The sequence below is a fragment of the Sphingomonas sp. SRI_018 genome, assembly GCF_057586275.1.
This window is the reverse complement of the sequence record NZ_JBYCZO010000001.1, coordinates 1,707,976-1,723,663: the sequence shown is the minus strand read 5'-3', so window position 1 is coordinate 1,723,663 and position 15,688 is coordinate 1,707,976. Positions and strand designations below refer to the sequence as shown.

Below are 15,688 nucleotides of genomic sequence, written 5' to 3'. Positions count from 1 at the left end.
GTCGATCGTCTTAGGACCTTGAAGTCGCCGATCCGCTCGCGAGCTTGCGCCAGGATTGATGCTCGTCGAGCGCGGTGCCGGGCTTAAGCACCATCACGGCCTCGACCTCCTCGTCATTTGTCGCGGGCAAGCCGATCACGGCCATGTCCTGCACCGCCGCATGACCGAAAATCGCGCTTTATCGGAAGATAACAAGCTCGTTCCAAAATGAAATTTGTTCCAATCCTGCATGGGAATGAACTCGTTTCATTTTGTGCTGTAGACGGCTGGTCATTTATCCATGCACCGCGCCGGCCTGGAAGCCGCCGATCCGAATTGATGCGCGGTCTTTTCGTGAGCATGATTCAGTCACGGGGCGAGGCATCGCCGAGGAGATTGCCAGAGGGCTGAGCCCTATACCTCGCCGATGCCTCCATCCATCGCGAGTCGCGTACCGGTCATGTAGCTGCTCGCGGCCGATGCTAGGAAAAGGGCGGCCTGCGCCACTTCGTCCGGCTAACCGATCCTGGCCATCGGAATCCGCGGTAGAAGGCTTTCGGCGACCTCCGGGTTGACGTCGGGCGCGACGCCCGCATCTCGAAACAGTGGCGTCTCTATGCCCCGGGCATCAATGCGTTGACCCGTATCCCGCGGTTGCGGAGATCAATGGCCCAGTTCCGGGCAAGCGAACGGACCGCAGCCTTGTCGCTCCGTAGGAGGTGTAGCCGGGTGCTCCCATCTCAGCCATGCAGGAGCTCATCAGCACGATGGAAGCTCCTTCGCTCATCATCGGCAGCGCCTTTTGGATGCCAAATACGATTGCCTTGAGATTGATCGCCATGTGCCTGTCGTAGACGTCCTCTGTGATGCTTCCGAGCGGCTGTGGCGTGATGATGACCGCACAAGCAAAGTAGACACCGATCCTGCTCCACGCGTCACGCGCCGCATCGGTGACCCGGTCCAGTTCGGACATGACGGAAAGGTCGGCCCGGACCGTGATCCATCGACTGTCCGTAGCACTGACGAGGCCTTCTGGATGCTCTATTGGCTCCCGATCCGCGAGTAGCAGATTGGCACCCTCTGCGAGAAAGAGTTTCGCAGTGGCGAGGCCGATCCCTCCCGCCGCGCCTGTGATGATCACGTTTCGACCCGTCAACCTCCCATGCCATCTCTCCTGCTCGTTTTAACTTTTCATTGGCTTGCGTTGCGCTGACGCCGGCCCATGCGTTCATTCGGGGAGCACGAGTTCCTCGGCGATGGTGGGGTAGAGCGCGACCATATCGTCGAACGACTGCCTGGTGAGGCTTCTCGGCAACGGCAGCCGCTCGAAAAATTCGGGATCGGCCATCCCTCATCAAAGCTCTGCACATCCAAGTAAAACTATGATCAATTCGATGAGCCAGTTCTATTGTGACATCTTGATTGAGGCGCGGCGCCATCGGCGCTTTCGCCGAGTTGCTCGGTTCGATCACTTCTGCATCACGTCTTGATCCATGCACAAGAAACCCTGCCAAAGATCACGCTTGTGATGACGCCGCCGCTCTCGGCGGACGAAAGGGAAGGCGAGCACGCTCGAGATAGAGGTGGATGACCGGACGATTCGCATCGCAGCCTGAGCATGTGTGGCCGCCTCGTGTTGCGCACGGATAAAATTGCCTCATTCGTAAAATAAGACTGCCTCAGCGCAATGTCTGCAATGCGCCCTCCATTCGCGGCCGCTAAGCCGATGCCTAAAAGCTGCCGCTCCGGCCACTGCTACGCCGACCCGGTGGACCTCAGGCGAGTGCGCCCGCATCGGCGTTGAGGACAGCGCCGGTAATCACGCTTGCGGCCGGGCTCGCCAGGAAGACGACAGCATTGGCGATCTCGCGCGGCTCTGCATAACGCCCCAGCGAGGTCATGCTGCGTTGGAAGTCGGCAGCGTCGCCATCGGCGGGGTTAGCATCGGTATCGGTCGATCCGGGCTGGACGAGATTGACGGTGATACCCTTCGACCCGAGTTCGCGCGAAAGGCCGCGCGTGAACGAGGTCAGCGCCGCCTTCGAAACGGCATATGCCGTCACACCGGGGAACGGGACGCGCTCGCCCAGACCTGAACCAATGGAAACGATCCGCCCACCGGTCGGCAGATGCGGGATGGCGGCTTTGGCGAACAGCATTGGCGCGCGCACGTTGACGTCCATCAGCTTCTGATACTCGTTGAGATCGAGCTCGGCGATTGAGCCGTAATAGCCGATCGCGGCGCTGTTGATGAGGATGTCCAGTCCGCCGAGCGCGGCCGCAGCCTCACTGACGGCGCGGGTGATCGCATCGGGATCGGCGCTGTCGGCCTGGATCGCGATACCGCGGCGACCGGTCGCCTCGACGAGCTTGGCCACCGCTTGTGCCTTCTCGGCCGAGTTTTGGTAGGTGAAGGCGACATCAGCGCCGTTTTCGGCCAGCGTCACGGTGATCGCGGCGCCAATGCCGCGCGAACCGCCGGTTACCAGCGCGCGCTTTCCACTCAGATCGATCATATTCTTGCCCTTCCTGGCCGCGACAGGACCGCGAAGATGTTCGTGCCTATTCTGGGGGGATAAGCAGGCACCGGTAGCCCCATGAGCTGCTCAACTGTGTTGCCGGAACGGAACACGGCCGGTTAGGCCATTGCCGGCATGTGCAGCGATGGGCGACGACAGCAGTTTGCGACGCGCCGATGGCGCACCGCCCAGTGCCGTTCGCCACCCGATCGGGTCAGACCCCTGCCGTCTCCTCGGCGGGCACTGGCGTGTTCAGCAGTTGCTGTTCCCACATGTATGCGATGCCGCTGCCGGCAAGGTGATCAATCATGATCTGCGTCACCGCCCCGGCAGTTTCGAGGCGTGCCCAGTCGCGCTGCCATTCGGAGGCAACGGCGGTCCAGGTCATCATGTTGACGCCGGCTCGGATCATTCGCTGGATCGCGACCTCATGCGATTCGACTGACAGGCCGCCGGAGGCATCGGTAACCACCGTGACGTCCCAACCCTCGCCAGCCGCCTGGATCGCCGGCATCGCGACACACACTTCGGTCCACAGGCCCGCAATGATCAGCTGCTTGCGGCCGGTCGCCTTGACCGCATCGACCACCTTGTTGTCTTCCCAGGTGTTGATCAGGGTGCGGTCGATCACTTCCTGCCCGGGGAACACGTCGGTCACATGCTTGAAGATCAGCCCGCCGCGATCGGCGATCACGCTGGTCAGGATCGTGGGTACCCCGAATGCCTTCGCCGCCTTGGCGAGCCCGGTCGTATTGTTGACCACCGCCTGCGGATCGTGGCTGTTCAAGTTGGTCAGCTGAAAGGGCTGGTGATCGATCAGGACGAGGACCGAGTCCTCCGGGCGAAGAAGCGAGTCGAGGCCGTTGCGGAATTTCATGGCAGTTCCTTGGCTGCAGTTGCATGGGATCGTTGCGGCGGACATCGGCTGATCGGTGCCGCCGCGATGCGCGTTTGCCATTGCAGAAATCGCCACGGTAGCCTCACAAGCTGCCATGCTGTGTCGCGCATCGGGGAACGCTGGATGGACATCGAGGAGTTGCGAACGTTTGTGGAGGTCGCCGACGCGGGCGGGGTGTCGGCAGCTGCCCTGCGCCTCGGCCTATCCAAGTCGATCGTCAGTCGGCGTCTCGCGAGGTTGGAGGCAGACCTCGGCATCCAGTTGCTGGCGCGCACCACGCGCGGCGCTGCGCTGACTGAAGCCGGCGTCATCTTCCGCGATCATGCCGCAAAGGTCTGTGCCGAGATTGACATCGCCCGGGAGACGATCCTGCCCGAGGGCGAACTGCGCGGCAGCTTCCGGATTGCCGCGCCGCTTACCTTCGGTCCGACCCACTTCGCCCCGGTCATAGCCGAGATGGCGCGCCTCAATCCCCAGTTGCAAGTGCGATCCTGCTACACCGACCGCTTCGTCGATCTGATCACGGAAGGGTTCGATTGCGCGATTAGGGTCGGCCATCTTACCAACTCCAATCTGCTCGCACGACGCGTTGGGCAGACGCCGGCCGTTTATGTCGCGTCGCCCGCATACATCGAACAGCACGGCGCGCCGCAGACGCCCGAAGCGTTCGCTACCCACGAAGTCGTCATGCAAGGCAACGAGACCTGGCTCGCCATGGACGGCGATGCGGCCATCACGCTGAAGCCGCAGGGGCGGTTCAAGGCCGATAATGCTATCGCGCTGATCGCCGCAGCGCTGGCAGGCATTGGCGTGGCCGGCGTGCCCAGGGAGTTGGTCACGGAGCATCTTGCATCGGGGTCACTGGTCCCCGTGATGAGGCGCTTTCCGCCGCCAGCGCTGGGCATTCATGTCGTGCGGCCAGCCGGGCACCATCCTGCGCGTAAGGTGAGAGTGCTGACCGAAATGATGATCGAACACTGCCGTGCGTTGGGGTGACGGGTAGGCGGGGGCCGGCGACAGGCGGTTGCGGAGCTGACGGCTCTCATGCCCCGCATGATTCCCTCACGATCAGGTCGGTCGGCAGCAGCGCCGAATGATGGTCCGGCGCCGGATCGAGGATGCGAGCGACGAGCTGCCGGCCGGCCTCGTAGGTATCCTGTCGGATCGTGGTCAGCGTCGGTGTGCTGAGACGGCTCAGCAACATGTCGTCATAGCCAACCACCGAAACGTCGCCCGGCACTGACAGCCCAGCGCGGCGCAGCGCCCGGATCGCCCCGAGCGCGATGAGGTCGCTCGACGCGACGATGCCGTCGAAGGCGACGTGCCGCCGCAGTAGCCGGCTGACCGCGGTCTCGGCGGACTCGAACTCGAAATCGACCGGTATGATCAGCTTCGGATCGGCCTCGAGCCCGCTCTCGCGAAGCGCTTCGAGATAGCCGTTGCGGCGCTGCATCGCCTCCGGGTCGGTGCTGCCGACGAACAGGATGCGCCTGCGTCCCAGACGGGCGAGATGGAGCGTCGCCCGCCGCCCGCCGAGCAGGTTGTCCGACCCCACCGAACAATATTTCTGCCCCGGCATCTGCGCGCCCCACACCACGAAGCGCGCGTTGGTGGCGACGAGGCGGTTCAGCTCCTCGTGCAGCATGCTCTGCCCCAGGAAGATCACGCCGCTCGCCCGGCTGGTGGTGACGGCGGTAACGAGGTCGTCGTAGGTTGACGGCGCGACATGGCTGACGGTGAAGTCGCAGGCGCGGGAGCGCGCCGCCTCGCCGATGCTGGCCAGCAGCTCGAGGAAGAACGGATGCGACAGCGGCAGCGGCCGCCCGCGCATATAGGGGGTGACGACCGCGATCGATCCCTCGGCCCCGATCGGCCCCGCCGGCATGTAGGAGCGGAACGGATAGTCATGGTCGCGCGCCAGCGCCCAGATGCGCTGCTTGGTGCGCATGCTGATCAGCGGGTGATCGTTGAGCGCTCGCGACACCGTCGAGATCGACACCCCCGCCAGCCTGGCGAGGTCCTGCAGCGTCGTATTGCTGTTGCTACTGCTGCCCATTGCGCCCAAGCTCTGGAGTGGCCGACAAGCGCCGCTTTAGCGCATCGGGGGGAGGGCTTTGCAAGCGAGCGTCGGAGCGGCGGCGGGTGAGGCGGAGCTTCGCAGCCTCGCGCGGCCGCGCCTCAGCGTCCTGCAGATCTGGAACATGTGCGTCGGCCTGTTCGGCGTGCAGATCGTCTGGGGCCTGCAGAACGTCAACACCAGCCGCATCTTCCAGACGCTTGGAGCGGAGGTCGGCGAGCTGGCGATCCTGTGGATCGCGGGGCCGGTGACCGGGCTGCTCGTGCAGCCGATCATCGGCTATCTCAGCGATCGCACCTGGGGACCGCTCGGGCGGCGGCGGCCCTATCTGCTCGGCGGGTCGATCCTGGCCGCGCTGGCGCTGTTCGCCATGCCCAATGCATCGAGCCTGTGGACGGCGAGCCTGGCGCTGTGGGTGCTGACCGCCGCGGTCAACATCGCCATGGAGCCGTTCCGCGCGCTGGTCGCCGACCGCCTGCCCGAGGAGCAGCGCACCACCGGCTTCGCGCTGCAGGTGTTCTTCATCGGCGCCGGCGCGGTGTTCGCCTCCGCGTTGCCGTGGATGCTGACGCACTGGTTGGGGATGAGCGGGGAGGGCGCGCCGGGCATGCTGCCGCCGTCGGTGCGCATGGCCTTCTACATCGGTGGGATCGGCGTGCTCGCCGCGGTGAGCTGGACGGTCTTCACGACGGGCGAGCAGCGGTGGGTGGGTACCGGCCCTTGCGAGCCGGTGCCGCATACCGTGCCGACCGCGGAGGGCGCGGCCGCGCTGGTTCGTCAGGGCATGTCGTGGATGGGGGCCGGCGCCGCAGTCGCGCTGGCTGCCGCCGCGATCGGCTGGGAGCGCGAGATCTATGTCGTCGCGGCGATCGCCTTCGCCTTCGGGCTGTCGCAGCTCGCGGCGGTGCGGATGCGGCGGCGCGGCCGTGTCCGGCTCGGCATGCTCGAGATCGTCGAGGACATCCTCCACATGCCCGAGGCGCTGAAGCGGCTCGCGGTGGTGCAGTTCTTCACCTGGTTCGGCCTGTTCGCGATGTGGATCTACACCGTGCCGGCGGTGGCCGCACGTCATTTCGGCACGGCCGATGCCGCTTCCGCCACCTATAGCGAGAGCGCCGACTGGGTCGGCATCCTGTTCGCCGGCTACAACGGAGTCGCCGCGCTCATGGCGTTGCTGCTGCCCGGCATTGCCGCGCGGATCGGCCGGCGGGCCTGCCATATACTGTGCCTGATGCTGGGTGCGGCCGGGCTGACCGGCTTCCTGGTGATCGACGATCCCGCGCTGCTCTGGCTGCCGGCGGCGGCGATCGGCTGTGCCTGGGCGTCGATCCTGTCCCTGCCCTATGCCATGCTCGCGAGCGCGGTGCCGCCGCGCAAGACCGGCGTCTACATGGGCGTGCACAACATCTTCCTGGTGCTGCCGCAGCTGGTCGCCGCGATCGTGCTCGGCCAGCTCGTCGGGCGCCTGTTCGGCGGACAGGCGATCCATGCACTCGCCCTGTCCGCCGGCTCGCTCGCGCTGGCGGCGGCGTTCACGCTGGCCATTCCGCGCTCCGTCGACCGCAACGCCTGACCGCCCGACGCGGCGGATGAAAGCCTCATGGGCAAGCTCACTGGCAAAGCTCCTTTATGCAAAACTTGCATATTGATCGGTCGAAATCAAGCGTGTCCATTGGCCGATGCGAACAGATATGCAGCTAGGTAACCTGCGTATCAGGCGTTAAAATGAGTGTTAATCAGATAGTTATCTGCATCGACATCTCGATGAGAGATTTTGCTTGCCAGTTTGCGTAAACTGAGCAAAATTACGCAAATCAATAAGGGGCATGGCAGCGTCGAAGCAGCGCGGCTGGCCCGGGAGGAGAGGCCATGGAACGCTATCGGCGTCCCGACGCGATCAGGTTGGATGAAATCCGCACAGTTGAGACGATCGGCTGGTGCGCCGCCGCCTTTGCGACGCCTTTGCAACAATTCTGACGAATGCCCGTGCGCGAAGGCGCGCGGCTGCGACGAGTTATGAGGCGAGCCAATCCCGGAAAAGGGGATGGCGGGAGAGGGGAGATCGACATGGAAGACAATCGCTCGGCTGCGCATGGCAGGTTTCTGAAGGGTGGCGCGTCGCTGGTCGCGCTGATGGCGATGGGGATCGGGTCCGTTGCCCATGCCCAGACCGCGCCGCTGAGCGCGCCCGCCGCGCAGGAGGCTTCGCCCGGCGGTGCGGCTCAGGAGGAAGCGCCCGCCGCCGGTGACGGACAGCAGGACGACATCCTCGTCGTCGGCGTCCGCCAGGCGCTCGAGACCTCCCAACTGGTCAAGAAGAACGCCGACACCTTCGTCGATTCGATCACCGCCACCGATATCGGCGCCTTCCCCGACAAGTCGGCCGCGGAAGCGCTGCAGCGCGTTCCCGGCATCACCGTGAACCGGCTGCAGTCCGCCGACGATTCGACCCATCCGTCGGGCGAGCCGACCGGGGTGCTGATCCGCGGCCTGACGCAGGTCCGCACCGAGATCAACGGCCGCGACAGCTTCTCGGCGGACTCGGCGCGCGGCCTTCAGTTCAACGACGTTTCCCCCGAATTGCTCGGCCGCGTCGACGCCTACAAGAACCAGACGGCGGACATGATCGAGGGCGGCATTGCCGGCACCGTCGATCTGCGCACCAGGCTGCCGTTCGACCAGAAGGGCCTGGTCGTCACCGGCGCGTTCCGGGAGAATTACGGCGACCGTTCCGGCCGCTGGACGCCCGAGTTCTCGGGTCTCGTCAGCAAGACCTGGGATACGGCGATCGGCCGCTTCGGCGTGCTCGCCAGCTATGCCCAGAGCCATGTCGTCACGCGCACCGAGAGCGTGATCATGGACAAGATCGACACCTATTGCTCGAGCGGCTTCGGTACGGTGGACCCCGACGGGACGGCTCGCGGCACGGTCGGCGGCGACGGCAGCATCCCGTGCGCCGCCAACCCGTTCGGCGGATCGGGCTGGGCCTTCGCGCCCGACGGCATCCGCTATTCGCAGGTCGACTACGACCGCAAGCGGCGCGGCATCGCGGGGGCGCTGCAGTATGAGAACAACTCGGGCACGCTGCTCGCCACCGTCCAATACATCGACTCGCACTATCGCAATGCCTGGCTGGAGCGCGCCAGCCATGCGATCCTCGACGGCAATTACTTCGGCACGCGCGCGTTCAATCCGCGCTCCGGATCGGTGCTGGCCGGCAGCAAAGGTCTCAGCTTCGGCGCCGACGGCATGCTCGAATCCGGGCTGCTGACCCAGCCGCACGGCAGCTTCAGCGGCACCACGGAAAGCGTGCAGGCGGCGATCAATGCGGGCTCGGCGGTGCCGGGCATGCCGTTCGTCAATTACTGCGGGCCCGGCCCCGGCGGAGCGTGCGCGACACAGCGCGACGGCCTCTACTTCCAGAACGAGGCGCGCAACTTCGCGCACCGGGAGGGGACCCGCGACCTTTCGGGCAACATCCGGTGGAGCCCGAGCGAGCGGCTGCACCTCAATGCCGACGTGCAGTATATCGACGCCTCGACCTACAATAACGACATATTGGTCGCGGCCGGATCGATGGCCGATTTCGACTATAGCGTGAACCGCGACGGCACGCCGCAGGTGACGCTGCTGCCGGGCTCGAACGTCAACTATGCCGCGGGCGGCCTCGCCAATCCGCACAATTACTGGATTCCCTTCATCCAGGGGCATGTCGAGGACAATGACGCGACCGAGCTCGCGCTGCGCGGCGACGCGGAATACGACTTCCCCGACAGTGGTTGGCTCGACTCGCTGAAGGTCGGCGTGCGCTATGCGGACCGCAAGCAGACGGTGCGCTACTCGACTTTCAACTGGACGCCGATCGCGGCCAACTGGAACTGCAACGGCCCCGGCTTCAACGCCGACAACACCAGTGGCGGTGCTTATCCGACCGACACCGGGAACTGCGCCGGCAATGTCGGCCACGCGCCCTTCGCTGGCTATGGCGAGGGCATCTGGGAGGCGGCCAGCCTCGGCGATTTCTACAACGGCAGCGTCTACGACAATGGAGAGCTGGTCTATCTCAACCGGTCGACGCTGCGGGATTTCCCGCGCCTGATCGACTCGCTCAGCGGCGCAACCACCCATTCGCCGATCGGCGGCGGCTATACGGCGATCTGCGACCGCGCCGAGGCGACCGTCGACGGATGCTTCACGCCGGGCGAGGTGATGCGCGTCCGCGAGCAGACCCAGGCCGCGTACGTGATGCTCAAGTTCGGCGGCGACGACAAGCTGATGCTCGGCAACGTCGCGGTGAAGGGCAATGTCGGCCTGCGCGTCGTGCGGACGAAGGAGACGAGCTACGGCAGCGTCGCCTTCCCGGCGACCAACATCTTCGACAATCTAGCGCCCTGCGGCACGCCGCTGTCGGGCAACAATGTCGTCAATCCGAGCTGCTACCTGACCGACGCGATCCGCGCCTTCGCCAATGGCGGGAGCACGGAGGGCACCTATCGGGCGAGCCGGACCGACTGGCTGCCGAGCCTCAATCTGCGCTTCGGGCTCGACGACAAGAACTTCATCCGCTTCGCCTATTCGCGCGCCATGTCGCGGCCGGACATCGGCCTGCTGCGCAACACGCTCGCGATCAACGCGCCGGTCATCAACGCGACGCCGGACTCGCCCTATGTCGTCTATAGCTCGCCGACCGCGCCGCGCACGCCGGAGAACGTCGTCGGCTACAACTTCGTGTTCCTGGCCAATTCGGGGAACGCGGCGCTGAAGCCGTTGATGGCGCACCAACTCGACCTGTCGTTCGAGCGGTACATGGGCCGCAACAGCTCGCTGACGGTCGGCCTGTTCTACAAGAAGCTGACCAACGCGATCGCCTATGGCCAGTTCGCGCGGACGATCGCCAACGGCACTTCGACGCAGACCGTGCAGATCAACGGGCCGAGCAACGTCAAGGACGGCGGCAAGCTGCTGGGGGCGGAGGTCGCCTACCAGACCTTCTTCGATTTCCTGCCGGGATTGCTGAGTGGCCTCGGGGCGCAGCTGAACTACACCTATGTCCATCAGTCGGGAATCAACAATTCGAACCTGATCACCGCCTCGTCGAGCGGCGACGTCGGCGCGTTCGGGGCGGGGCAGCAGGCGCTGGGCGGGACGGGCTATGTGCTCGACTCGCACCGGCTGGCCGGCATCTCGACCCACACGTTCAACGCGGTGGGATTGTACGAGAAGGGGCCGATCGGCATCCGGATCGCCTACAACTGGCGCTCGCGCTATCTGACGCAGAACCTGGACTGCTGCATCGGCCTGCCGGTGTTCCAGAAGTCGGCCGGCTTCCTCGACGGATCGATCCGCTTCTCGGTCAACCGCTTCGTCGAGCTGTCGATCGATGGATCGAACCTGCTCAACACCACGACCGTCTACCAGCAGCAGATCTTCGGCGACTCGCCGCAGACGCCGGGTGCCAAGCCGGTCTATCGCGACTCCGCCTGGAACCGCGTCGACCGCCGCTTCCAGTTCGGGGTCCGCTTCAAGTTCTGATGTCCTCCCTGGGCGCCGCCGATGCTTGGTCCGGCGGCGCCCGTTTTTCGTGAGAGCCGCCCGATGATGTTCCGCGCCTTGCTGTTCCTCGCGGCGCTCGCCGTGCCCGCCACCGCCCGCGCCACCGGGCGCGAATGCGCGCAGTCGCCCGGCAAGGCGATCGAGCTATGCGTATTCGTGGAGGGCGGCCAGGCGCTTTACGAGGTTCGCCGGGGCGGCGTCGCCGTGCTCGCCCCCTCGGCGCTGGGGCTGGGCTTCGCGGGCGAGCCGGCGGCGCGCTATACGGCGCTGGGGCAGGCGAGGCGCAGCAGCGTCGATACGCGCTGGGAGCAGCCGTGGGGCGAGCAGCGCACGATCCGCGACAATCATACCGAGCTGACGGTGACGCTGACCGGCGACACGCCGCTCAACCGGGAGGTCGAGGTCACCTTCCGCCTGTTCGACGACGGCATCGGCTTCCGCTACCGGTACAGCGCCGTTCCGGCCGGGCAGGCGGTGGCGGTGACCGCCGACCGCACGCAGTTCCGCACCGTCGGCAGCTATCGTGCCTGGTGGTATCAGGCGCTGGGTGTGGATCGCGACGAGTATCTCTATACCGAGACCGACGCGCGCCGGGTCACGCTGGCCGAGACGCCGCTGACGCTGAAGGGCGACAACGGCCTCTATCTTTCCTTCCACGAAGCCGCGCTGGTCGACTTCCCCAGCATGTTGCTCGCCGGCGACGGCGCCGGCACGCTGAGCGCGTGGCTGATGCCTTGGCCGGACGGCGTGCTTGCGCGGAAGACCGGCCCCTTCACCACGCCCTGGCGCACCGTGCTGATCGGCGACAGCCCCGCCGCGCTTGCCGACAGCCGCATCGAGCTCAACCTCAACGAGCCGAACAGGCTCGGCGACGTGAGCTGGTTCAAGCCTGGCAAATACGTCGGCGTGTGGTGGGAGATGCACCTCAACCGCTCGACCTGGGCGAGCGGCGCGCGGCACGGCGCCAACACCGCCAATGTGAAGCGCTACATGGATTTCGCCGCGAAATACGGGTTCGACGGCGTGCTGGTGGAGGGCTGGAACCAGGGCTGGGACGGCGACTGGACGGTCGAGGGCGACAAGTTCAGCTTCACCCGATCCTATCCCGATTTCGATCTCCCGGGATTGGCCGCCTATGGCCGCAGCAAGGGCGTGAAGCTGATCGGCCACCATGAAACCGGCGGCGCCGTGCCCAACTACGAGGCGCAGCTCGAGGATGCGATGACGCTCTACGAGCGCGCCGGCGTCTCGACGGTCAAGAGCGGTTATGTCCGCCACAGCGGGGACATCGTGGATGCCGAGGGCGGGCGCCAGTGGTTCGCGGGGCAATATATGGTCCGCCACCACCAGCACGCGGTCGAGGTCGCGGCACGCCACCATATCGCGGTCGACACGCACGAGCCGGTCAAGGACACGGGCCTGCGCCGCACCTGGCCCAACTGGGTGAGCCGCGAGGGCGCGCGCGGGCAGGAATACAACGCCTGGGGCGTGCCGACGAATCCGCCCGAGCATGTCGCCATCCTGCCGTTCACGCGGATGCTCGCGGGGCCGATGGACTATACGCCCGGCATCTTCGACCTGGCGCACGGTAAGGACGACGTCACCCGCCGCGTCCAGTCGACGCTGGCAACCCAGCTTGCGCTCTACGTGGTGCTCTACAGCCCGATCCAGATGGCGGCGGACCTGCCCGAGAATTACGAGAAGAACCTCGCTGCCTTCCAGTTCATCCGCGACGTGCCGACCGACTGGGAGACCTCAACGACGCTCGCCGGCGAGATCGGCGACTATGTCGTCGTCGCCCGCCAGCAGCGCGGCGGGCGGGACTGGTTCCTGGGCGCGGTGACGGACGAGAACGCGCGCAAGGTCACGCAGCCGCTCTCCTTCCTCGCGCCCGGCAGGCGCTACGAAGCGCAGATCTATCGCGACGGTCCCGGCGCCGACTATCGCACGAATCCGCTCGCTTTCGAGACGGCGCGGCGGGTGGTGACCAGCAGGGACAGTGTCGAGCTGGACTTGGCGCCGGGAGGCGGCGCAGCGATCCGGTTCCGCGCGCTCGACTGACCGCCGCTCTATCGGTCGCTCAAAGGGCATGAATACGATCTTCAGCACCATGAAGACGAGGATCACCGGGATCAGCAGAACGAACATAATGATCTTCACCGGCCAAGATCTCTCGTCGCTGATTACGAGGTGTCGCATCGGACAGCTGTAACATGCTCGCGGCTATCCGTTGAGGGTGGCCTCGCATGGGCGCATCGGCATTGTCGCTCGTTTGGGCCAAACGTGCGTGACCGTGCTGGGATTCGGGCAGCCTTTCAGAACGCGCAAGCCCGTGAGGCGTGGCTCAGTGCTTTTCCAGCTTATTTCTCCGCCGTGGCGACCATCACCTCCGTGAGCGTTCCCGCGAGGCTCTGGACGAACTCAGCGCCAGGGTGCTGGCGGCTGCGGTCGCTGGGTTGGTTATCGCGCTGGCGACGTCCCTGATGGCGGAAGAGGGACTGCGCTCCGGGGGGCTTGTTAGGTTCGCCTGGTGCGGCGGCGTGATCGTCGCGCTTGCCGATGAAGGTTGACGTGGCTGACGCCGTCCCAAGCGTATCGAGATAGGGATAGCCGACAATTGCTCGCAGCCCGGACGGCGGGCCGAGGCTCCTCCGGAAAGCTCAATCCCGCGGGTGCGCTGCAGGACGAAACCGGCAACCTGGATCGAGAGATGCTGATCGAGCAGCGAATATTTCGCGCCGATTTCCTTGTTGTTGATCTTCTCGGGTGCGATGTCGGCACTGTTCGCAAGCGCGAAGGTCTCGGCCGAGGGCTGATTTGCAACAGTAAGGATCGGCGGAACGCTACGTCGGTGCCATGCCTTTGTTCCCTTCCGGTCGCGGCGGCAGCAATCGTGCCGGGACGAGGCCGCGCAAGGAGTTTCCCAGCAGGAAACCGGCCCGGCAATCCTCCGGACGCAGGTCTCCTTCGACTGCGCGTCCGGTCTCGATCAGCACCGATCGCAATACGCCCGGCAACAACCCGCGCGACAGCGGCGGCGTCACCAGCACGCCGCCCCGCTCGACGAAGAGGTTCGTGAAGCTTCCCTCGGTCAGATAGCCGTGCTCGTCGACGAGCAGATATTCGAACGCTCCCGAACCAGGCGCGGGCCAGCGGTAGAGCGAGCGATCGCTCGTCTTGTGCATGAGGCGGAAATCCCTGGCGTCGGTGGCCCTGGTCATCAGGCCGACCGGTACCGGGCCGGGGATCGCGGCGGGCACATCGGCGATCTCGACCGTGACCGCCCCGCTTGCGGCCAGAACGAGGCGGACGCGTCTCGGTTCGCCTATGCCGTCGAGCGCGGCATCGAGCTCGCGTCCGATCGTGACGGGATCGCAGGCAAACCCGAGCGCCGCGGCGCTGCGCGCCAGCCGCGCGAGATGATGATCGCGATGGCGAAGCCCAATCTCCGGGTCATAGGCCATCGTTTCGATGAGATCGAGGTCGCGCCTTGCCGCATCGAGGAACTGCGCCTTGACCAGGCATTCCGCCCATTCGCCGGCGGGATCGGAATCGGCGACGATCCCCGATCCGAGCCCGATCGTCATGCGACCGGTTCCCGGTGCATGGCGCAGCGTCCGGATCGCCACGTTGAAGCGCGCATCGCCGCCAGGGGCGATGTGGCCGATCGCGCCGGTATAGATGCCGCGCGGGCCGTCCTCGAGGTCGCCGATGACCTGCATCGCGCGCACCTTCGGCGCTCCGGTTATCGAGCCGCATGGGAACAGAGCCTCGAGTACCGCAACCGCATCCGCGTCCCGCCGCTTGCGTGCTTCGACCGAGGAGACGAGCTGCAGGACCGTCGGATAGCGTTCGACGGCAAAAAGTTCGGGAACCGCGACGCTGCCGGGCTCGGCGATCCGTGCCAGGTCATTGCGCATCAGATCGACGATCATCAGATTCTCGGCGCGCTGCTTGGGATCGCTCGCCAGCTCGGCTGCCGCCTCCCGTACATCGCGTGCGCCATGGTGGGGCATCGTGCCCTTCATCGGCCGGCACCGCACCGTGTTGCCCTCGACCGCGAAGAACAGCTCCGGCGAAAGCGACAGGATCATCTCGTCGCCGGTCGAGATCAGCGCCGAATGTGCGGCGCGCTGGGCGGCGCGAAGGCATCCATAGAGCGCGAACGGATCGCCGGCGAAGGTCAGGTCGGCCATGAAGGTCAGATTGGCCTGATAGATGTCGCCGGCGGTGATCAGCGCCTTGACCTGCTCTATGCGCCGCTGATGCGTGGCCGCCGACGGTCGCGGACGCAAGGGACCCAGCCAGGCCGCATGGGCGCCGGGCAGCAACTGCATGACCTCGGCGCTCGAGAGGATCTGGGGCGCATCGAAGGCGCCGAACCACAGCAGGCGATCGTCCGTGTCCCGGGCGGGTATCTTCGGATTGAGCGCCGCACCGGCTTCATAGGCCAGATACCCGGCCACATGATGGCCGGCGACCAGCGCATCCCGCATCCGGGTAAGCGCCGGTGCGATCTGGTCGAGCGACCTGGCCTCGAATATCGCGCGCGGAGATCGGAACAGCAGGTTCGATGCCGCCGCGTCGCGCGCATCGTCGATGAGCACGAAAGGTCCGATTGAGTGGAGCGACTGGATCACGACCCCGGGTCGTTAGAACCGG

At 65.7% G+C, this 15,688-nt stretch carries 10 protein-coding genes and 1 pseudogene; 4 read left to right on the top strand and 7 right to left on the bottom strand.

Going from position 1 to position 15,688, the window contains the following annotated elements:
- Positions 1 to 10 precede the first annotated feature (10 nt).
- The 5 genes and pseudogenes from AC2YHA_RS07995 to AC2YHA_RS07975 all read right to left on the bottom strand — a co-directional run bounded on the left by AC2YHA_RS07995 (position 11) and on the right by AC2YHA_RS07975 (position 3,375).
- On the bottom strand, positions 11 to 145 hold the full coding sequence (locus AC2YHA_RS07995) for a hypothetical protein (protein ID WP_264757871.1): 135 nt from the start codon (positions 143 to 145) through the stop codon (positions 11 to 13).
- 248 nt (positions 146 to 393) lie between these two features.
- A complete protein-coding gene (locus AC2YHA_RS07990; RefSeq protein ID WP_487401057.1) occupies positions 394 to 486 on the bottom strand; it encodes an SDR family oxidoreductase in 93 nt (30 codons plus the stop codon).
- Positions 487 to 593: 107 nt separating this feature from the next.
- Positions 594 to 1,120 (bottom strand): annotated as a pseudogene (locus tag AC2YHA_RS07985) (SDR family NAD(P)-dependent oxidoreductase).
- 634 nt (positions 1,121 to 1,754) lie between these two features.
- A complete protein-coding gene (locus tag AC2YHA_RS07980; protein ID WP_487401056.1) occupies positions 1,755 to 2,495 on the bottom strand; it encodes an SDR family NAD(P)-dependent oxidoreductase in 741 nt (246 codons plus the stop codon).
- A gap of 217 nt (positions 2,496 to 2,712) precedes the next feature.
- A complete protein-coding gene (locus AC2YHA_RS07975) occupies positions 2,713 to 3,375 on the bottom strand; it encodes a hydrolase (RefSeq protein ID WP_487401055.1) in 663 nt (220 codons plus the stop codon).
- A 144-nt stretch (positions 3,376 to 3,519) separates the two neighbouring features.
- Between AC2YHA_RS07975 and AC2YHA_RS07970 the strand changes: the two genes are divergently transcribed.
- The gene (locus tag AC2YHA_RS07970; RefSeq protein WP_487401054.1) at positions 3,520 to 4,392 is read left to right on the top strand and encodes a LysR family transcriptional regulator; all 873 of its coding nucleotides are present in this window, start codon (positions 3,520 to 3,522) and stop codon (positions 4,390 to 4,392) included.
- A 46-nt stretch (positions 4,393 to 4,438) separates the two neighbouring features.
- Here the strand turns inward: AC2YHA_RS07970 and AC2YHA_RS07965 are convergent, their stop codons facing one another.
- Positions 4,439 to 5,452 carry a LacI family DNA-binding transcriptional regulator gene (locus AC2YHA_RS07965; protein ID WP_487401053.1) on the bottom strand — a complete coding sequence of 338 codons (1,014 nt, stop codon included), beginning with the start codon at positions 5,450 to 5,452 and terminating at the stop codon, positions 4,439 to 4,441.
- 58 nt (positions 5,453 to 5,510) lie between these two features.
- On the opposite strand from AC2YHA_RS07965, the gene AC2YHA_RS07960 reads away from it, so the two are divergent.
- The 3 genes from AC2YHA_RS07960 to AC2YHA_RS07950 all read left to right on the top strand — a co-directional run bounded on the left by AC2YHA_RS07960 (position 5,511) and on the right by AC2YHA_RS07950 (position 13,087).
- A complete protein-coding gene (locus tag AC2YHA_RS07960; protein ID WP_487401052.1) occupies positions 5,511 to 7,046 on the top strand; it encodes an MFS transporter in 1,536 nt (511 codons plus the stop codon).
- A gap of 494 nt (positions 7,047 to 7,540) precedes the next feature.
- Positions 7,541 to 11,005, top strand: coding sequence for a TonB-dependent receptor (locus AC2YHA_RS07955; RefSeq protein WP_487401051.1), 3,465 nt, complete (start codon positions 7,541 to 7,543; stop codon positions 11,003 to 11,005).
- Between the two features lie 63 nt (positions 11,006 to 11,068).
- The gene (locus AC2YHA_RS07950; RefSeq protein WP_487401050.1) at positions 11,069 to 13,087 is read left to right on the top strand and encodes a glycoside hydrolase family 97 protein; all 2,019 of its coding nucleotides are present in this window, start codon (positions 11,069 to 11,071) and stop codon (positions 13,085 to 13,087) included.
- Between the two features lie 782 nt (positions 13,088 to 13,869).
- Here AC2YHA_RS07950 and pabB read toward each other — a convergent pair.
- Entirely contained in the window at positions 13,870 to 15,633 is a 1,764-nt protein-coding gene (pabB, locus tag AC2YHA_RS07945; protein WP_487401049.1) for an aminodeoxychorismate synthase component I, read from the bottom strand.
- Positions 15,634 to 15,688 lie beyond the last annotated feature (55 nt).